The sequence below is a fragment of the Pseudomonas lini genome, from assembly GCF_964063345.1.
Classification (GTDB): domain Bacteria; phylum Pseudomonadota; class Gammaproteobacteria; order Pseudomonadales; family Pseudomonadaceae; genus Aquipseudomonas; species Aquipseudomonas lini_B.
On the sequence record NZ_OZ061318.1, the window covers coordinates 5,763,135 to 5,782,956 of the forward strand.

14 protein-coding genes are annotated in these 19,822 nt (G+C 59.2%); 5 read left to right on the forward strand and 9 right to left on the reverse strand.

Annotated elements, in window-relative coordinates; translation table 11 throughout:
- Nucleotides 1–193 precede the first annotated feature (193 nt).
- Nucleotides 194–508, reverse strand: coding sequence for an SCP2 sterol-binding domain-containing protein (locus tag AB3226_RS26380; RefSeq protein ID WP_123356684.1), 315 nt, complete (start codon nucleotides 506–508; stop codon nucleotides 194–196).
- A gap of 64 nt (nucleotides 509–572) precedes the next feature.
- Entirely contained in the window at nucleotides 573–1,283 is a 711-nt protein-coding gene (locus tag AB3226_RS26385) for a histidine phosphatase family protein (protein WP_367375253.1), read from the reverse strand.
- Between the two features lie 202 nt (nucleotides 1,284–1,485).
- On the opposite strand from AB3226_RS26385, the gene sohB reads away from it, so the two are divergent.
- Together sohB and AB3226_RS26395 are read left to right on the forward strand one after the other, a co-directional pair.
- Complete coding sequence (gene sohB / locus AB3226_RS26390; RefSeq protein WP_367375254.1) at nucleotides 1,486–2,508, forward strand: protease SohB; 1,023 nt, start codon at nucleotides 1,486–1,488, stop codon at nucleotides 2,506–2,508.
- Between the two features lie 197 nt (nucleotides 2,509–2,705).
- On the forward strand, nucleotides 2,706–6,590 hold the full coding sequence (locus AB3226_RS26395; RefSeq protein WP_367375255.1) for a dermonecrotic toxin domain-containing protein: 3,885 nt from the start codon (nucleotides 2,706–2,708) through the stop codon (nucleotides 6,588–6,590).
- A gap of 66 nt (nucleotides 6,591–6,656) precedes the next feature.
- On the opposite strand, the gene AB3226_RS26400 is transcribed toward AB3226_RS26395, so the two are convergent.
- Entirely contained in the window at nucleotides 6,657–7,151 is a 495-nt protein-coding gene (locus AB3226_RS26400; RefSeq protein ID WP_367375256.1) for a DUF934 domain-containing protein, read from the reverse strand.
- The gene (locus AB3226_RS26405; protein WP_367375257.1) at nucleotides 7,135–8,793 is read right to left on the reverse strand and encodes a nitrite/sulfite reductase; all 1,659 of its coding nucleotides are present in this window, start codon (nucleotides 8,791–8,793) and stop codon (nucleotides 7,135–7,137) included. Before AB3226_RS26405 ends, AB3226_RS26400 begins: the two co-directional genes overlap by 17 nt.
- A gap of 524 nt (nucleotides 8,794–9,317) precedes the next feature.
- On the opposite strand from AB3226_RS26405, the gene AB3226_RS26410 reads away from it, so the two are divergent.
- Nucleotides 9,318–10,403, forward strand: coding sequence for an ABC transporter substrate-binding protein (locus tag AB3226_RS26410; RefSeq protein WP_367375258.1), 1,086 nt, complete (start codon nucleotides 9,318–9,320; stop codon nucleotides 10,401–10,403).
- A gap of 6 nt (nucleotides 10,404–10,409) precedes the next feature.
- On the opposite strand, the gene AB3226_RS26415 is transcribed toward AB3226_RS26410, so the two are convergent.
- The gene (locus AB3226_RS26415; RefSeq protein ID WP_367375259.1) at nucleotides 10,410–10,631 is read right to left on the reverse strand and encodes a DUF2970 domain-containing protein; all 222 of its coding nucleotides are present in this window, start codon (nucleotides 10,629–10,631) and stop codon (nucleotides 10,410–10,412) included.
- 86 nt (nucleotides 10,632–10,717) lie between these two features.
- Nucleotides 10,718–14,428 carry a methionine synthase gene (gene metH / locus AB3226_RS26420; protein ID WP_367375260.1) on the reverse strand — a complete coding sequence of 1,237 codons (3,711 nt, stop codon included), beginning with the start codon at nucleotides 14,426–14,428 and terminating at the stop codon, nucleotides 10,718–10,720.
- Nucleotides 14,429–14,583: 155 nt separating this feature from the next.
- Here metH and AB3226_RS26425 point away from each other — a divergent pair, with 155 nt between their 5' ends.
- Both AB3226_RS26425 and nfuA read left to right on the forward strand, forming a co-directional pair.
- A complete protein-coding gene (locus tag AB3226_RS26425; protein ID WP_367375261.1) occupies nucleotides 14,584–16,869 on the forward strand; it encodes a fatty acid cis/trans isomerase in 2,286 nt (761 codons plus the stop codon).
- A gap of 245 nt (nucleotides 16,870–17,114) precedes the next feature.
- The gene (nfuA, locus tag AB3226_RS26430; RefSeq protein ID WP_028621370.1) at nucleotides 17,115–17,699 is read left to right on the forward strand and encodes a Fe-S biogenesis protein NfuA; all 585 of its coding nucleotides are present in this window, start codon (nucleotides 17,115–17,117) and stop codon (nucleotides 17,697–17,699) included.
- 165 nt (nucleotides 17,700–17,864) lie between these two features.
- Here nfuA and cobM read toward each other — a convergent pair whose 3' ends face one another.
- From cobM to AB3226_RS26445, 3 genes are all read right to left on the reverse strand, one after another.
- Nucleotides 17,865–18,611: a precorrin-4 C(11)-methyltransferase gene (cobM, locus tag AB3226_RS26435; RefSeq protein ID WP_367375262.1), complete on the reverse strand. Its 747-nt coding sequence runs from the start codon at nucleotides 18,609–18,611 to the stop codon at nucleotides 17,865–17,867.
- Between the two features lie 82 nt (nucleotides 18,612–18,693).
- Nucleotides 18,694–19,107 (reverse strand): cobalamin biosynthesis protein, encoded by a 414-nt coding sequence (locus tag AB3226_RS26440; protein ID WP_367375263.1) that lies wholly within the window; start codon nucleotides 19,105–19,107, stop codon nucleotides 18,694–18,696.
- Nucleotides 19,104–19,811 (reverse strand): CbtA family protein, encoded by a 708-nt coding sequence (locus AB3226_RS26445; protein WP_367375264.1) that lies wholly within the window; start codon nucleotides 19,809–19,811, stop codon nucleotides 19,104–19,106. The genes AB3226_RS26440 and AB3226_RS26445 overlap by 4 nt, the downstream gene beginning before the upstream one ends.
- Nucleotides 19,812–19,822 lie beyond the last annotated feature (11 nt).

The following is a 19,822-nucleotide window of genomic DNA, read 5'->3' on the forward strand; positions in this document are numbered from 1 at the left end:
GGCAGTGCTCTCCACAAAGTCTTCAAAAAAGAAGCGAGGGCAAACAGCCGATGTCTGACGCATGCGGCCAGAAGGAATATAGTCGGCAAATCCGCAGATAGCCGTTTTCCGAGGGCGAAAACGACAAATCCCGCCACAAGGGGCGGGATTCGTTTGCAGCCATACGTGCTCCCGAGAGACGGGAGCGGCGCGCTTAGGCCGGGAACAGCTCGGACAGTTTCATGGCCAGCATCATGTCGCCTTCAGCGCGCAGTTTGCCGCCCATGAACGCTTGCATGCCGTCGGTCGAACCGTCGACGATGCCTTCCAGGGTTTCGCCGTCCATCACCAGAGTGACCTGGGCGTCCGGGTTCTCGCCTTCTTGCAGTTCGCAGGTGCCGTCTTTGACGATCAGCGAGAAGTTCTTGGTGTCGTCGATGCGAAAACCGAATACCAGGTCCAGACCGGCAGCAGCGGCTGGGTTGAACTTGGCTTTCATTGCTTGTACGGCATCAGCTACGGAGGTCATGGTTCGATCCTTTCTTGGGTAATTAGAGCTGGGTGATTACAGCCAGGGTCACAATAATCCGGACTCAGCGAAACGTGATGAGTTCCGGGGCCTTCAGCAGTTGCAGATGCGCATGACTGTTGAAGGAAGCCAGGGCCACCTCGCGACCGCGAAACTTAAGCAGGTTGAGCGAGGTGTTGACGATTTGCCAGTTCAGTTCAAAGGCCTGTTTTGCAGGCATTTGCGTAATGAGGTGGAGCAGGGCAGTGATGGTGCCGCCGGAAGTGAACACGGCTATTTTCTGTGTGTTGTCGGCTTGCTCGAGCAATCGATACAGGCCGGCCTGCACGCGTTCGACGAAACCCAGCCAGCTCTCAAGGCCCGGTGTGTCATAGGTGCCGGCAAGCCAGCGCTCGATGATCAAGGCAAAAATGCGTTGGAACTCGGCACGGTGTTGTGCGGCGTTGCGCAGGATGTCCAGCGCTTGGGGCTCGTCCTCCAACATGGCCGGCAGCAGGGCACGGATCACTGCGTCGGCATCGAATTCGTTGAAGGCGGAATCGATTTCCAGCACCGGCACCGGGACCCCGACCGCGGCGAATTGTTCCAGCGCGCTATTGGCGGTGTGTTGCTGGCGGCGCAGGTCGCCCGACAGGCAGCGATCGAAGCTGACACCGAGTTCGGCCAGATGCTGGCCGAGGAGTTCTGCCTGGCGAATACCGGTCGGCGACAGGACGTCATAGTCGTCTGCACCAAAGGAGGCTTGGCCATGTCGAATCAAGTAGATGCTGCCCACGTCCGCGTCATCCCGGTACGTTGAAGGTTTGGCGAGGTTATGAGGATGACGATGAGCTGTCAATGAAAAAACATACGCTTGTTTGAAATGCCCGTTACAGGCCTGTTGCCAGAGGTTTCACGGCTGGTCGTGGGGCCGGCGGATGGGTATGCTGGAGGTATCCCGCGCGTGTTTACCCCGCGCATTGATTGAAGGAGTCCCTGTGGAGCTTTTGTTCGAGTACGCCATTTTTCTGGCCAAGACCGTGACTCTGGTGATCGCCATTCTGGTGGTCCTGGCCAGTTTTGCGGCGTTGCGCAGTAAAGGTCGGCGCAAGTCGGCCGGGCAGCTGCAAGTCAGCAAGCTCAATGATTTCTACAAAGGGCTGCGCGAACGCCTGGAGCAAACCTTGCTCGACAAGGAACAGCTCAAGGCCTTGCGCAAGTCCCAGGCCAAAACCGAGAAAAAGCAAAAGAAGACGCCCGAGGCCAAACCGCGGGTGTTCGTGCTGGATTTCGACGGTGATATCAAGGCGTCGGCCACAGAGAGCCTGCGCCACGAAATCACCGCGCTGCTGACCCTCGCCACGCCAAAGGATGAAGTGGTGCTGCGCCTGGAAAGCGGCGGCGGCATGGTTCACAGCTATGGTCTGGCGTCTTCGCAACTGGCGCGGATTCGTGAAGCCGGTGTGCCGTTGACCGTGTGCATCGACAAGGTCGCGGCCAGCGGCGGCTACATGATGGCGTGCATCGGCGAGAAGATTATCAGTGCACCGTTCGCGATCCTCGGCTCGATCGGCGTGGTGGCGCAGTTGCCTAACGTCAATCGTCTGCTGAAAAAACACGACATCGACTTCGAAGTGCTGACGGCCGGCGAGTACAAACGCACCCTGACGGTGTTTGGTGAAAACACCGAGAAGGGCCGGGAGAAATTTCAGGAAGAGCTGGACATCACTCATCAGCTGTTCAAAAACTTTGTTTCCCGCTATCGCCCGCAACTGGCCATCGACGAAGTGGCCACCGGTGAAATCTGGTTGGGTATCGCGGCTCTGGACAAGCAATTGGTGGATGAACTCAAGACCAGCGATGAATACCTCGCCGAACGCGCCAAGCAGTCCGAGCTCTATCACTTGCATTACGCCGAACGCAAAAGCCTGCAGGAGCGCATCGGTATCGCGGCCAGCGGTTCGGTGGATCGCGTGTTGCTGAGCTGGTGGAGCCGGTTGACCCAGCAACGCTTCTGGTAAAGCTCGACGCAACATCGTGATGAAAAATGAAGCCGTGGGTCGATCCCCGGCTTCATTTTTTTTGCGAATTTTTCCGCACCTCCACTTTCCCTGCACGGTTTCCGACTTTTCCTGACTTCACTGCCTATTGTTCCCGCTTCCGATTGAGGCGCAGCTGGTTATGTTGGTGTTCCTCAAAGCTTGCAATGGAATGCACCATGACTAACCACCCAAACGATGTCGATTCCGGTCTGACGCCACCCACGTTGCGCATGCGCGACGAGCTGAAAGCCGCCGTGGACATTGCGCTGCCGCAAACGCCCGGCCAATTTGGCGCACGCCTGTTCAAGGAAAAGTGGGGGACGGACATCGATCCGCAGACCACCATGCTGGTCACGCTCGATTACAACTACAAGGGCCGCCCTGCACAGGACGGTATTCACCAAGGGCAAGTGGCCAATTCGCAATCTCTGCTGCAGGCGCTACTGGCCAATTATCAAACCGTGGGTGACGGACGTTTCGCGGAAACCGCGTTCGGTCTGTACACACCGCCGGACATCGGCCCATCCATTCGAATTGTGCAGAACGTCGATGAGTTCGCTGACCACGGCAGCGGCAATCACCAGACGTATGAAGGCATCTACCGCCAAACGGTACCGCAGACCTATGGGCCGCTGACGCAGATCACTTTGAATTCCGCAGACTACAAAAAATGGATTTGGGAGCTGGATTTACAGGACTTGTACAAGGCTTATCTGGATCAGGCCTGGCCGACCGACGAGGTACTTTTTGCTGCTGAACCCTACGCGTTGAGGACCTCGGTCAAAGCGGCGTTTGTCATGTCGACGTGGTTGCAGAGCCGTGAGCGGTGCTTGACTCAAAAGGGGCTGGAACTGGCCATGCAGGCTGCCGGACTGCCGTCGGATCAGGCGTGGGAAGCCTTGACCATCGAGCCACTGCAAGCGCCAACCCGGATTGCCCCGGGGATTGAGGCCAGTCGGCTGAAGTTGTATCGATACGTGGCGAAGGATATCTGGGCCTTTCGCGACCGTTTCAGCACGAGGATTTTGTTATACGTCCCCGGCAACTCGTCGCCGGTGCACGAATTCACCGACATCAGCCAGCTACGTCAATGGATTGTGGCGCAAGGCAAGGTTGCCGAGACGAAGCAGGCGTTGGCATCCCATTTTGCCGAAGACGACCGCGACGACGGTACTTTTCATGCGGGAGTACTGACGGCGCTGGATGGCATGGCGATTTACCCGCAAAAGCACCGACTGACGAAAGAGGCAGGTTTCTTCAACGATGACGGCTTTTGGGACCCTGCGCATTTTATCGGCTTCGATGATCCGGTCGACGGGATGGATCCCTTTGCGCAATTGGTGTCAACGATGAAGCAGGCTGAGCGCGCCAGCATTAAAACCATACGGGACAACGCGCAAGTCAACCGTGACAACCTGAGCGCCGTCGTCGAGCCGGTTGTGCAGTGGGTCAATCGGTTTGGTCCGCTGGCGTTGTTCGTTCCGGGCGCAGAGGGCTTGCTGGCGTTAGCCGGGCTCATCGATGCGGGCTACGGGTTGAATCAAGCCATTAACGGGGAAACGTCGAGTGAGCGTGCCCAGGGCTTAACGCGTACCGTCTTTGGCGTGCTCAATGCGTTGCCCTTGATCGGGGTCACAGCCACGGCGAAAAGTGAGGCGTCTGATATTGGCGCGTCCCTCAATGTCGATAATGAACCTGGCGAATCGTCGCCGACGCCAAGCACTGCGCCTTCGCCCGATCCGCTCGTTTCTGTACCGACAGTGCAAGGAGGGTTGCCCAAGCCTGGCCGGCTGGCGCTGCTGCGTGGAATCGGCGCTCCGGTAGCGGGTTTCAGTGATGAAGTGTTGGCGCAGATTGGCAAGGTTGTCGCAGTCGATGACGACATGTTGCGACTGATACAGAACGGACGGCCACCGTCGCCACTGATGGCCGATACGATCAGCCGTTTCGAGATCGACCAGCAGCTCGCTCACGTTGATACGGCACAGCCTCGGCGCAGCGAACTTTTCAACACCCGATACGAAGCACTTCAGCACTCGGAACGCGAATGGGTACGGCTGTTTCAACAGGAATACCCAGGCCTGCCCAAAAGCACCATCGAGCAAATGCTCGACCGCTATGGCGTAGACATCCAGGCACCGCCCGATGCAACCGAAGCCATGCAAGTGTTCAGGCGACTGGATGGCAAGGCCGGTCAATACCGGCAGCATGTACGGCTCAACCGGGCCTATGAAGGCTTATACCTTCGCTCGGTGGACAGCACGGAATCGGAGGTGCTGGCTTTGCACTCCCTCAAGAATCTTCCGGGTTGGCCGCAGGGCATCCGTATTGAGGTGCTCGATCAGTCAGCCACTGGACAGGTACTGGATCGCAGTGGCGCGCTTGATGCCGCTGATGTCAGGCGCCTGATCAAAGTGGGTAATCGCTATCAGCATCAGGTGCTGCAAACGGATTTTTATCAGGCGCTTCTCGGGGTATTGACCGATGAGGAGCGCACGGCGTTACACCTGACCTCACTTGATCCGGCCAATGAGTTGCGGCTCAGCATCGGTGATCACGCATTGTCCCGCTCGGAACTCATGCTTGGGTTGGGCAGGATGGACTCGGGGCTACCCTTTGAAGCTCAGGGCCTGCGAGGTGGCGGTTTCCCCGGAACACCGCAAGCCGAAGCGTTGACGCACGAGATGATGAGGCTACAGCTCAAGGAGCTCTATCCCGAGTTCTCCAATGTCGAGACTGATGATCTGTTACACCGCGTGGGCGGCGGGGCCCAGGCCCACATCGATGGGTTGAAGCAGCAGTTTCAGCAGTTGCACACCGACTTGAGCGGCTGGATCGATCAGGCGGCGGACGATGTCGAGGAGATGGACATTGAATTTCTGGTGGCCGGCGATGTTCGAGTCCAGGGTATGAACCCTATGCAGATCGCCGCCCGTAACGTGCAATTGCTCAATGATGCGATTCTCTATGAGCGCACCAGCCGGTCTGAACTGGTGGATGAACTGATTGCCATCTGGAGAAAGCGTTCCCCGCAGGAGGACAGTTCCTATTCAGGTCATCACTTGTCTGGCTTTCGGTTGGACATGGCGTATGAGGATTACCATCGACTGCCCCTGCTGAATGTTCGACTCAACGACGTGACCGAGTTATCGATGCGTAGTTTTCATCTGACCGAACGTGAAAGCCTGAATGGCTTTCTTGAGTCTTTTCCGAATCTGCGAATCCTCGATATGCAAGGCGTTGACCTTCGGCTGGCCGATGCTGACGGGGATCTGGAAAGCGTATTGCCATCCACAATCGCGCAGCTTCAGCATCTCACTTCGTTAAACCTGCGTTCCACTCAGCTGACATTCGAGCAAAACACAGCGGCGCAGCTCAGTCAGTTGGTTAACCTGCAATCGCTGGATCTGAGCGATAACCCGTTGGGTGTACCTCCCGTGGTGCTGGGAATGGACCAATTGCGATCGCTGAAGCTGAACGACACGGGCATCGCCACGTGCCCGGTCGGGATCATGGAGCAGCCATACATGACCACGCTGGATTTGAGCAATAACCAGATTCGTCGCGTTCCACAGGCGGTACTGAACCAGGCCATCGCCAGGGACCGCGTGCTGCTGTGGAACAACCCGCTGACCGATGAGGACACCTTGCAGCGGCTGGTCACGCATCGGGAGCAAACGGGCATCAACTTGTGGCTGAGTGCGCCGGGCCCCGGTTATTCGGATCCGGCGACCTGGTTGAACGGAGTTGAAGCCACGCAGCGAAACGTTCGGCTTGAGGTCTGGCAGCGGCTGGCTCTCAGGCCGGGTGGCGGGCGATTTTTAGGGAGCATGAACGCGTTGAGCCTCACCGCGGATTTCCAGGTCAATTATCTGGATCTTCAGGCGAGGGTCTGGCGACTGTTGATTGACGTGGATGCTTCGGACGAATTGTGGGGGCGATTGACCCTGAATCCACCAATGCCGGCGGGCGCTTTCGATAACCCTTTTGCAGTGTTCACGGCACTGGAAAACCGTGCGCAGCTATTGGCCCTGGAGCAACCCATACCGATCCAGCGATAGCAGTTTTGGGGGAGCACGACGGAGCCGATAAAGCCCTGATCCCGCTGGGATCAGGGCTTCATGTTGTTAGCGACGACGGAACAGCGGCAGCGGTTCGTCGGTGGCGGCCTGATAGGTCACCGAGAAGTCCTTGAGACCTTCAAGGGCTTCGTACGGGTCTTTATCGGCGCGGATCGCGAAGGCGTCGAAACCGCAGCGATGCATATAGAACAGCTGGTCGCGCAGCACATCGCCGATCGCCCGCAATTCGCCTTTGAAACCATAACGGTCACGCAGCAGGCGGGCGTTGGAGTAGTTGCGACCATCAGTGAAGGCTGGGAAATTCAGGGCGATCACCTGGAAGTTTTCCACGTCGTCACCGATTTCTTCCGCTTCTTCATCGGCGTCCAGCCACACACCCAGGCCGCCATCGCGAGCCTTGAGCATACGGCTGTGTTCGCGCCACAGCTGCAACGGGACGATAAGGTCGTCGCAGTTGCTGATCTCGTCGATGTTGAAATCCTTGGGCAACAAGTGCCAGGTTTCGTCGACGACTTCGTTGTTCTTAATTATTCGCTGCATAGACGCGCTCCTTGAAGAGGTCGATGCCGATACGCTGATAGGTGTCGATGAAGCGCTCGTCTTCGGTACGTTGTTCGATGTACACGTTGATCAGCTTCTCGATCACGTCAGGCATGGCTTCCTGTGCGAAAGACGGGCCGAGGATCTTGCCCAGGCTCGCATCGCGACTGGCGCTGCCACCCAGGGACACCTGGTAGAACTCTTCGCCTTTCTTGTCCACCCCGAGGATGCCGATGTGGCCGACGTGGTGGTGACCACAGGCGTTCATGCAGCCAGAGATGTTCAGGTCCAGCTCGCCAATGTCGAACAGGTAGTCCAGGTCGTCGAAACGGCGCTGGATCGATTCGGCGATCGGGATCGATTTGGCGTTGGCCAGTGAGCAGAAGTCGCCGCCCGGGCAGCAGATGATGTCGGTCAGCAAACCGATGTTCGGTGTGGCGAAGCCTTGCTCGCGCAACTCGCCCCACAGGGCGAACAATTGGCTCTGCTCGACATCGGCCAGAATGATGTTCTGTTCGTGGGAGGTGCGCAGCTGGCCGAAGCTGTAACGGTCGGCGAGATCGGCCACGGCATCGAGCTGCTTGTCGGTGATGTCGCCCGGCGCAACGCCAGTCGGCTTCAGGGACAGCGTCACGGCCACATAACCCGGCTTTTTGTGCGCGAGGGTGTTGCGGGTGCGCCAGCGGGCGAATCCTGGGTGCTGTTTGTCGAGCTCGGTCAGTTCGGCCGTCTGGTTGTCCAGAGCCTTGTAGTCCGGATCGACGAAGTGTTTGGCCACGCGATGCACTTCGGCGTCGGTCAAGGTGGTCTGGCCACCGCGAAGGTGTTCCATTTCCGCGTCGACTTTCTGCGCGAACACTTCAGGTGTCAGGGCCTTGACCAGAATCTTGATCCGCGCCTTGTATTTGTTGTCGCGACGGCCGTAGCGGTTGTAGACCCGCAGGATGGCGTCGAGGTAGCTCAACAGATCCTGCCATGGCAGGAACTCGTTGATGAACGCGCCCACCACCGGCGTACGGCCCAGGCCGCCACCGACCAGCACACGGAAGCCCAGTTCGCCCGCGGCGTTGTGCACCGGCTCAAGGCCGATGTCATGGACTTCGATGGCCGCACGGTCGGATGTCGAACCGTTGATGGCGATTTTGAATTTGCGCGGCAAGTAAGCGAATTCCGGGTGGAACGTGGTCCACTGACGGACGATTTCGCACCACGGACGCGGGTCGATCAACTCATCGGCCGCGACACCGGCGAACTGGTCGGTGGTGACGTTGCGCAGGCAGTTGCCGCTGGTCTGGATCGCATGCATCTGCACGGTCGCCAGTTCAGCCAGGATGTCCGGGATGTCTTCCAGGGCCGGCCAGTTGAACTGCACGTTCTGCCGGGTACTGATGTGGGCGTAGCCCTTGTCATAGTCGCGGGCAACTTTGGCCATCATTCGCGTCTGGCGCGAAGTCAGTTGGCCATAAGGCACGGCCACCCGCAGCATCGGCGCGAAGCGCTGGATATAAAGGCCATTTTGCAGGCGCAGGGGGCGGAATTCTTCTTCGCTCAGCTCGCCTGCCAGATAGCGTCGGGTCTGATCACGGAACTGCTTGACGCGGTCCTCGATGATCCGCTGATCGTACTCGTCGTATACGTACATATAAGTCCTGTTCTCAGGCTTGGGCCGGTCGGATCCAGTTGCGTTTTTCGCTTGCTGAAGTCTCCGATACTGCCTCGGCAATTCTGCGCGCACGGCCGCGCACTCCCAACGGAGCGGAGGCAAGATACCAGTTTGCAGTTATGCGCAAAAGTGATGTTTGAGTATATGTAAAGAACCAAAACGACTAATGAAGTTCATGGGGGTAAAACCCACATTTGTGGTGCGGGCAATCATCGTCTTAACTGTGCTCGAGTCTTTATGCAATCACCGATAAAACCGACAAGAGGCGATGCAATGAGCAACCCAACCAAAGCAGGGAAAAGCGATAGCACGGTCGATGCCTGGGCGATTTTGTTCCTGATTATCCTGGTCGTGGGCACAGCGGTGTTCTGGGTCAGCCATCAATAAACGACCCCGTCCGGGCCCGGCGCCGACGATTGTCGGACAAAAGCCGGAATAAGCACCGTTCCAAGGGAGTTCGCTGGCTATAATGCGCAGCGGATTTTCGGGGGCTCGGACGTTTGATGTTGAAGTTCTTTTGTGGTGTGGTGCTGGCGCTTGGTACGGTCTTGGGACCGTGTGCTCAGGCGGCGTCCGTCGTATTCCTGAATCCGGGAACGAGCCAAGAAACGTTCTGGGTCAGCTATTCGCTGTTCATGCAGGCCGCAGCCAGGGACCTGGGCATGGATTTGCGTATCCGCTATTCCGAACGAAACGCCGAGACCACGCTCCAGCAAGCCCGAGAAGTCCTGCAAGGACCGAATCGACCGGACTATCTGGTGTTCGTCAACGAACTGTACGTTGCGCCCGAAATCCTGCGCCTGGCTCAAGGCAGCGGTGTGAAACTGTTTTTGGTCAACAACGGCCTGACCGCAGACCAGATGCGCCTCCTCGGCGCCCAGCCGGACAAGTATCCCGGCTGGTTGGGCAGCCTGGTGCCCAACAATGAGGAGGGCGGCTACTTGATGCTCAAGGAGCTGATTCGCCTGCATCGCCCGGTCACGCCCGGTCAGGTCATTGATCTCGTGGCCTTTTCCGGCCTGAAAATCACGCCAGCCGCGCAACAGCGTGAGAAGGGCATGATGCGGGCATTGGCCGAACACCCTGAAGTGCGATTGCGCCAGTTGGTCTACGGCGGCTGGACCCGCGAGCGCGCCTATGAACAGGCCAGGTTGTTATTCAAGCGTTATCCGCAAACGTCGCTGGTCTGGTCGGCCAATGATGAAATGGCCTTTGGCGCCATGCAGGCCTATGCCGAAACGGGCGGCCAGCCCGGCAAGGACGTGCTGTTCAGCGCCATCAACAATTCACCGACTGCGTTACGGGCGCTGTTGGAAGGGCGATTGAGTGTGCTGTTGGGCGGGCACTTCACTCTGGGTGGTTGGGCCTTGGTGCAGCTGCATGACTACGACAGGGGGGTGGATGTCAGCCAGTACGGCGGGCGCGACCGGCAGATTCCATTGTTGCAGCTGATCGATCACGCACAAGCCAAGCGGTTGCTGGCGTTGAGTGCTACTCAGGATTACGGCGTGGACTTCCAGAAGCTCTCGGCCAAGGGGCGACCGACGTCGTATCGCTACCCGTTCAGCTTGCAAGCCCTGATGCACTGAGCCAGTTCAGATACCCGCCAGGTGCACCACCAGTTTGACGATGCCAAACAGCGTCAACGCGAACACTGCCGTGAACAGAATCCCCAAAATCACGAAATGACTCGGCTTGCCGTGGGTGAAATCCCGGGCCCGATTCTTCCCGCTCTGCACCCCGAAAGCCGCCGCCATGACGCTGTGCAGCATCTGCCAGAAGGTCGGCGGTTTGTTTTTGTCGACTGGATCGTCCATAAATCCCCCGTCACGCATGTGTGAGAGCTAAGCATAGACAATCCCCCCGAAACCTGTAGGAGGCAACGGCAAAGGCAGGCCTGGGGTTAGTTGTCGTAACCCAGGTTAGGCGCCAGCCAGCGCTCGGTCACGCTCAACTCCTGGCCTTTACGCGAGGTGTAGCTCTGCACCTGGTCCTTGTCGATCTTGCCCACGGCAAAATACTGCGCCTGCGGGTGAGCGAAGTACCAGCCGCTGACCGCAGCCGCCGGGAACATGGCGTAGTGCTCGGTGAGGAACACGCCGCTGCGGCCGGCCTTGAGTTCTTCCGCTTCCGGGTCCAGCAGTTTGAACAGCGTGGCTTTCTCGGTGTGATCCGGGCACGCCGGGTAACCTGGAGCAGGGCGGATGCCGGTGTATTGCTCTTTGATCAACGCCTCGTTGTCCAGCGTCTCGTCCTTGGCATAGCCCCAGTAGTCTTTACGCACCTGTTGGTGCAGCCATTCGGCACAGGCCTCGGCCAAGCGGTCGGCCAGGGCCTTGACCATGATCGAGTTGTAGTCGTCGCCCGCATCCTGATAAGCCTTGGCCACTTCTTCGGCACCGATCCCGGCGGTGGTAATGAAACCACCCACGTAGTCGGTCACGCCGCTGTCTTTGGGCGCGACGAAGTCGGCCAGGGAGAAGTTCGGTTTGCCATCGGTCTTGATGATCTGCTGGCGCAAGTGATGCAGCTTGGCCAATGGCTTGCCGTCATCGCCGTAGACTTCGATGTCATCGTCGCGCACCTGATTGGCCGGCCAGAAACCGAACACCGCACGGGCGCTGATGAGTTTTTCGTCGATCAGCTTGGCGAGCATTTCCTGGGCATCGGCGTACAGCGCGGTGGCGGCTTCACCGACCACTTCGTCCTTGAGGATGCGCGGGAACTTACCGGCCAGGTCCCAGGAGATGAAAAACGGTGTCCAGTCGATGTATTCGGCCAGAACCTTCAGGTCGATGTTGTCCAGCACCTTGGCGCCGGTGAACGTCGGTTTGACCGGTTCGTAGCTGCCCCAGTCAAACTGCGGCTTCTTGGCGATGGCCACCGGGTAGCTCAGGCGCTCGGTACGGGCGCTGCGGTTGGCGGTACGCTCGCGAACGTCGATGTATTCCAGGCGAGTCTTCTCGACGAAACCGGCCTTCAACTCCTTGGACAGCAACTGCGTTGCCACACCCACGGCGCGGGAGGCGTCGGTCACATAGATCACCGCGTCGTTGCTGTACTTCGGCTCGATCTTCACCGCCGTGTGCGCCTTGGACGTGGTCGCGCCACCGATCATCAGCGGCAAATGGAAGTCCTGACGCTGCATCTCGCGGGCCACGTGAACCATTTCGTCCAGCGAAGGCGTGATCAAACCGGACAGGCCGATGATGTCGCATTTCTGTTCCTTGGCGACTTGCAGGATCTTCTCCGCCGGCACCATCACGCCGAGGTCGACGATGTCATAGCCGTTACAACCCAGCACCACGCCGACGATGTTCTTGCCGATGTCATGCACGTCGCCTTTCACGGTAGCCATGAGGATCTTGCCCTTGGCTTCCGGCTTGTCGCCTTTTTCCAGTTCGATGAACGGGATCAAGTGGGCCACGGCCTGCTTCATCACGCGGGCGGATTTCACCACTTGCGGCAGGAACATTTTGCCGGCGCCGAACAGGTCGCCGACGATGTTCATGCCGGACATCAGCGGGCCTTCGATCACTTCGATCGGGCGGGCGAAGGACTGACGGGATTCTTCGGTGTCCTCGACAATGTGCGTGGTGATGCCCTTGACCAGCGCATGTTCCAGGCGCTTGTTGACGTCCCAGTTGCGCCACTCTTCGGTCTCGGCTTCCTTGACGCTGCCGTCGCCCTTGTACTTGTCGGCAATGGCGAGGAGGGCGTCGGTGCCTTCCGGGGTGCGGTTGAGGATCACGTCTTCGACGGCGTCGCGCAGCTCGGCCGGGATCTGGTCGTAGATCTCCAGTTGGCCGGCGTTGACGATACCCATGGTCAGGCCATTACGGATCGCATACAGCAGGAACACCGAGTGAATCGCCTCGCGCACCGGGTTGTTGCCCCGGAACGAGAACGACACGTTCGACACGCCGCCGGAGGTCAGCGCGTACGGCAGTTCGTCGCGGATGTAGGCACAGGCGTTGATGAAGTCCACAGCGTAGTTGTTGTGTTCTTCGATACCGGTGGCCACGGCGAAGATGTTCGGGTCGAAGATGATGTCTTCCGGCGGGAAGCCGACGTCGTTGACCAGAATGTCGTAGGAGCGTTTGCAGATTTCTTTCTTGCGCGCTTCGGTGTCGGCCTGGCCGGCTTCGTCGAAGGCCATCACCACCACGGCGGCGCCGTAGCGCTTGCACAGTTTGGCGTGATGAATGAACTGCTCGACGCCTTCTTTCATGCTGATCGAGTTGACGATGCCCTTGCCCTGGATGCACTTGAGGCCGGCTTCGATCACTTCCCACTTGGAGGAGTCGATCATGATCGGGACGCGGGAGATGTCCGGTTCACCGGCAATCAGATTGAGGAAGGTCACCATCGCCTTCTTCGAATCGAGCATCCCTTCGTCCATGTTGATGTCGATCACCTGGGCGCCGGCTTCGACCTGTTGCAGGGCGACTTCCAGGGCTTCGGTGTAGTTGTCTTCACGGATCAGCCGGGCGAATTTGGCGGAACCGGTGATGTTGGTCCGCTCGCCGACGTTGACGAACAACGAGCTGCGATCAATGGTGAACGGTTCCAGGCCCGACAAGCGGCAAGCCTTGGGAATATCCGGGATTTCACGCGGCGCATAACCGGCCACCGCGTTGGCGATGGCTTCGATGTGGCCCGGCGTGGTGCCGCAGCAGCCGCCGACGATGTTCAGGAAGCCGCTTTGGGCGAACTCCTCGATGACCTTGGCGGTTTCCGATGGCAGTTCGTCGTACTCGCCGAATTCGTTCGGCAGGCCTGCGTTCGGGTGCGCCGACACGTAGGTGCTGGCCTTGTTTGACAGTTCTTCCAGGTACGGGCGCAGTTCACTGGCGCCCAGGGCGCAGTTCAGGCCGACGGAAATCGGCTTGGCGTGGGCCACGGAGTTCCAGAACGCTTCGGTGGTCTGGCCGGAGAGGGTGCGGCCAGAGGCGTCGGTGATGGTGCCGGAAATCATGATCGGCAGTTCGACGCCCAGCTCTTCGTAAACACCCTGCACAGCGAAGATCGCAGCCTTGGCGTTGAGGGTGTCGAAAATGGTTTCGATCAGGATCAGGTCGGCGCCGCCTTCGATCAGGCCTTTGGTGGCCTCGGTGTAGTTCTCCACCAGTTCATCGAAGGTCACGTTGCGGTAGCCGGGGTTGTTCACGTCAGGCGACAGCGAGCAAGTGCGACTTGTAGGGCCGAGCACGCCGGCGACGAAGCGTGGTCGGTCCGGGGTTTCCAGGGTCTTGGCGTCTGCCACCTTGCGCGCCAGGCGTGCGCCCTCTACGTTGAGTTCGTACGCCAGGCCCTGCATGCCGTAGTCAGCCTGGGACACTTGGGTGGCGTTGAAGGTGTTGGTTTCCAGAATGTCGGCACCGGCATCCAGGTAGGCTTTTTCAATAGCACCAATCACGTCCGGGCGCGTCAGCACCAACAGGTCGTTGTTGCCTTTGACATCGCTCGGCCAGTCGGCGAAGCGTTTGCCACGGTAGTCCTGCTCCTCGAGCTTGTAGCTCTGGATCATCGTACCCATGCCGCCATCGAGAATCAGGATGCGCTCTTTGAGGGCGTGCTTGAGAGCTTGAAGGCGAACGCTGCGATCGGACATTTGGACTACTCGGTAAGGCCATGACGAAGGGGCGGGATAATAACAAACCTGTGCGCTTTTGGAGCATGTGCGGGTTTTGCATGAATATCGTTCATGTTGGTGCGCTGGCCAGACCGGTAGAATCGCGGCGTTTTCTCATGATCAGGACCAGGGATATGTCGTATCGCGTCGTCACCAGCCTATTGATGCTGTTTTTAAGCGAGGGCGCCGCTGCACAAGGTCCGGATATTTCCTACGTCCGCGACGTTCAACCGATCTTCACCGAAAAGTGCGTGGCCTGCCATGCCTGCTACGACTCCGCCTGTCAGCTCAATCTGGGCAGTGGCGAAGGGGCGGCCCGAGGCGCGACCAAAGCGCCTGTCTATGATGGCGAACGCCGTCAGGCCGCAGCACCGACCCGGCTGTTTTATGACGCCTTTGGCAAACGTGCCTGGCAGCAAAAAGGCTTTTATTCGGTGCTCGACGCCCAAGGCAGCCAAGCGGCGCTGATGGCGCAGATGCTCGAACTGGGCCACAAAACCTCGTTGCAACCTAACGCCAAATTGCCGGAAGACATCGTCCTGGGCCTGAACCGGGAGAACATGTGCGCCATGCCGGCGGAGTTCGACGGCTACGCCAGCTCCCACCCGAAAGAAGGCATGCCGCTGGCGGTCACCGGCCTGACCGATCAGCAATACCAGACGTTGCAACGCTGGCTGGCCTCCGGTGCGCCAATCGATGAACAGGGCCTGGTGCCCAGCGCCAAGGAAGCCTTGCAGGTGGTGCAGTGGGAAAACCTGCTCAATGCGCCGGGCGCGCGGGAAAGTCTGGTCGGGCGCTGGTTGTTCGAACACTGGTTTTTGGCGCACCTCTATTTCAAGGACGGCGAGCCGGGGCATTTCTTTCAGTGGGTACGTTCGCGCACGCCAACGGGGCAGCCGATCGATCTGATCAACACCCGCCGTCCGAATGACGATCCGGGCACTCAGGTCTATTACCGCCTATGGCCGGTGCAAGGCGTGATCGTGCACAAGACCCACATCACCTATCCGCTCAGCGCGGCGAAGATGGCGCGGATCAAAAGCCTGTTTTACAGCGGCAATTGGCAGGTCAATGCACTGCCGGGTTATGGGCCGGAGCGACGGGCCAATCCGTTCACGACCTTTGAGGCCATTCCGGCTCAGGCGCGTTACCAGTTCATGCTCGATAACGCCGAATACTTCGTGCGCACCTTTATTCGTGGCCCGGTCTGCCGCGGCCAGATCGCCACTGACGTGATCCGCGACAACTTCTGGGCGCTGTTCCAGGCCCCGGAGCATGACCTCTACATCACCGACCCGAACTATCGCGGCCAGGCCACGCCGTTGCTGGCGATGCCGGGGCAGAACGATGACGTCGGCAGTGTCCTGAGCCTGTGGCACGACTACCGCAACAAACGCAACGAGTACGAAGCCTTGCGCCGCGACAGCTACGCCGACCTGCCGGCACCGAGCTGGTCGACCCTGTGGGCCGGCAATGACAACGCGCTGCTGAGCATCTTCCGGCATTTCGACAGCGCCTCGGTGAACAAAGGCCTGATCGGTGACGTCCCGCAAACCATTTGGCTGTTCGATTACCCGTTGCTGGAGCGCACGTATTACCAGTTGGCGGTCAACTTCGATGTATTCGGCAACGTATCCCATCAGGCCCAGACCCGGTTGTACTTCGACCTGATTCGCAACGGTGCCGAACAGAACTTCTTGCGTCTGATGCCGGCCGACTCACGGGACGGCTACCTCGACGATTGGTATCAGAACGGCGGCAAGTTCAAGATGTGGCTGGATTATGAGTACATCGACAACGACAAACCAACGGCGCTGACGCTGGACGAAAAGGACCCGAAACGCGATTTCGCCCTGCAATTGCTGGCTCGGTACGGCGAACTCAATGCCAGGCCCGACCCGATCAACCGCTGCGACGGCGCGTACTGCTCGCGGCCGAACATCGACCTGGCGTTGCAGAACGCTGAGCAGGCCTTGAGCCGCCTGACTTCGCGACCGGCTGCCGGGCTGAAAGTCATCGATCAGTTGCCAGAAGCCACGATGTTGCGCATCGAGACCCAAAGTGGCAAGCGTGAGATCTACAGCCTGTTGCGCAACCGGGCCCACAGCAACGTGGCGTTCCTGCTCGGTGAGTCGATGCGCTATCAGCCAGGGCTCGACACGTTGACGATTTATCCGGGTGTTCTCAGCAGCTATCCGAATTTCATCTTCAACATCCCGGCCGGGCAAGTGCCCGCGTTCGTCGACGCGATGGAAAATGCCAGGGATGCCGCCAGTTTCGAAAAAATCGTCGAACGCTGGGGCATTCGCCGCAGCCATCCGCAGTTCTGGCAGTATTTCCATGAACTGAGCCGCTACATCCACGACACCGACCCGGTGGAAGAGGGCGTGCTGGACATGAACCGCTACGAAAACCTCTGAAACACCGTTTATCCCCTGTAGGAACGACCTGTGGCGAGAGGGCTTGCCCCCGTTGGGTTGCGCAGCAGCCCCAAAATTTCTGACATACCGAAGATCTTGTGAGTGCTGCGCACTCAAACGGGGGCAAGCCCCCTCGCCACGGGTCGCTCCCACAATGATCAGTGCATCTTTCCCGACAAAAATACTGGGACTTTGTGTGGCGCGATGATTGGCGTAAACTGCGTCCAAGCCTGCGAGGAGTTTCCATGACCGCTATTACCATTACCGACGCCGCCCACGATTACCTGGCTGATCTGCTCTCCAAGCAGAACACCCCGGGTATCGGCATCCGCGTCTTTATCACCCAGCCTGGCACCCAGTACGCCGAAACCTGCATTGCCTATTGCAAGCCGGGCGAAGAAAAACCTGAAGACACGGCGCTGGGGCTTAAAAGCTTCACCGCTTACATCGATTCGTTCAGCGAAGCATTCCTGGACGATGCGGTAGTCGACTACGCCACCGACCGCATGGGCGGCCAGCTGACCATCAAGGCGCCAAACGCCAAAGTACCGATGGTCAACGCCGACAGCCCGGTCAACGAGCGCATCAACTACTACCTGCAAACCGAAATCAACCCGGGGCTGGCCAGCCACGGCGGTCAGGTCAGCCTGATTGATGTGGTCGACGACGGCATCGCCGTACTGAAATTCGGCGGCGGTTGCCAAGGCTGCGGCCAGGCAGACGTCACCCTGCGCGAAGGCATCGAGCGCACCTTGCTCGAGCGTATTCCCGAGCTCAAGGGTGTTCGTGACGTGACCGACCACACGCAGAAAGAAAACGCCTACTACTAAGGTGTTCGCTGCGACATAAAAAAACGGTGCCCGTGAGCACCGTTTTTTGTGGGTCGAATTCAATGGCCCCTTCGCGGGCAAGCCCGCTCCCACAAGATTTTGTGTTGACCGCAATACTATGACCGACTCAAAACCTGTGGGAGCGGGCTTGCCCGCGATGGCGTCCTATGGGCGATACAAATGCGCATGTCCCGCGCGATACAACGACGACTCACTGAAGTGATCGCTACCCAACACCCGGCCCACCAGAATCAGCGCCGTGCGGCGAAACCCCTTGGCTTCAACCTTCCCGGCAATATCCGCCAGCGTCCCCACCACCCAATCCTGATCCGGCCAGGTCGCCCGATGAATCACCGCGATCGGGCAATCGGCGCCGTAGTGCGGCAGCAATTCGGCGAGGATCTTCTCCAGATGATTGACCCCCAAGTGGATCGCCATGGTCGCCCCATGCTGCGCCAGACTACCGAGCTCTTCACCGGCCGGCATCGCGGTCTTGTCGGCGTAGCGGGTCAGAATCACGCTCTGTGACACGTCCGGCAAGGTCAGTTCCGCGCCCAAAAGCGCCGCGCAGGCGGCAGTGGCGGTGACGCCGGGAATGATTTCGAAAGGGATGTCGAGCTCACGCAAGTAGCGAATCTGCTCGCCAATCGCGCCGTACAGGCTCGGATCGCCGGAATGCACCCGGGCCACGTCCTGGCCATTGGCATGTGCGGCCTTGATCAGTTCAATGATCTGCTCCAGGTGCAATTCGGCGCTGTTGACCACTTGTTCGGCCTGGTGACCCTCCAGCACGGCGGTGGGCACCAGGGAGCCTGCATAGATGATGACCGGGCAGCTACGAATCAGCCGCTGGCCTTTGACGGTGATCAGTTCCGGGTCGCCGGGGCCTGCGCCAATGAAGTAGACGGTCATCGTCGTTTCCTGTCAGAAAAAGGGTATGGGCACGCTTCAGATGAAGATTGCTCATGATCGAAGGCGGGGATTATCGGGGATTTTACGCGGCGCTGGCCAATGCCAGGGTGGCCTGGGCGTATTTTTGTCGTGGAATCAGCAACTTTGCCGGTGCCTGAGCCAATTGTTCGGCCAGTGCCAGCGCGGCACTTTCCGCTACGCCGTAACAGCCGGTGCGTTCGAACGCGATATCCGAGTGGTGGCTGAGTTGTGGTTCATAACCGGCCAATTGTTCGCTGCTGAAATACATCAACGGCAATGCCAGTTGTTCGGCCAGTTCCATCAGGGCCGGCTCTTCGCGCTTGAGGTCGATACTGGCCAAGGCCTTGATCTCACGAAGCTCGATTTGATGGGCCTGTAACGCCTGATCAAGTAGCGCCCGCAGCGTGCTGACGGGGCAGCCGCGCTGGCAGCCCAGGCCGACCACCAGGGTCGGCGCTGTGCTGACGTCAGTCATGCGGAGTATTGGCCATCGCTTTTGCGGCGGAACAACCAGGCGCTGATCAGGCCAAGGGCCAGCCAGAACGCCATGTTGGTCAGCTGCGAGGCGATTTTGAATTGCGCTTCCAGGGCTTCCGGCGCCAGCATCGAATGCACTTCCGGTTGCGGTGCACCGATCACATGAGGCACGGCGAGAATCGCCACGCCGAGGATCTTCATCAGCCAGTGGCGGCTGAATACGATGAGCGCGATGCCGACAGCGGTGGATGCGGCAGTGCCAATCCACCAGATCTGCCGTTGCGCCAGATCTGCTGCGGCAGTGCCCGGTAGCTCAGGTGGCAGGCCGAGGGTTGGCGCCAGCACGAACGTCGCATAACCGGCCAGACCCCAGAGCAGGCCTTGAGAGGTACGGCGTGGAGCACGCAAGGTGTAGAGGCCCGCGAGCATCAGGGCGAAACCGACCGCTACCACCAGATTGCCGCCGGTGGTCGACAGCACGCGCTGCCAGCCGTCTTCCGGCTCCCATGCTTCGGCGTCGTGGGTGTGAGCGGCGACAGCGCCAGCGTCGTGCTCGTGGACTTCGACAGCAGCCGGTTCGGATTTTTCGTAGGTCTCGGCCTGCAAAATCAGCGGGGCAACCCAAAAACTTTGCAGCAGGGTCAGCAGCAGGGCGGCCAGCAACCCGGTGAAACCTGCGGTTTGCGCAATACGCTTGATCATGTCAGCAGGTC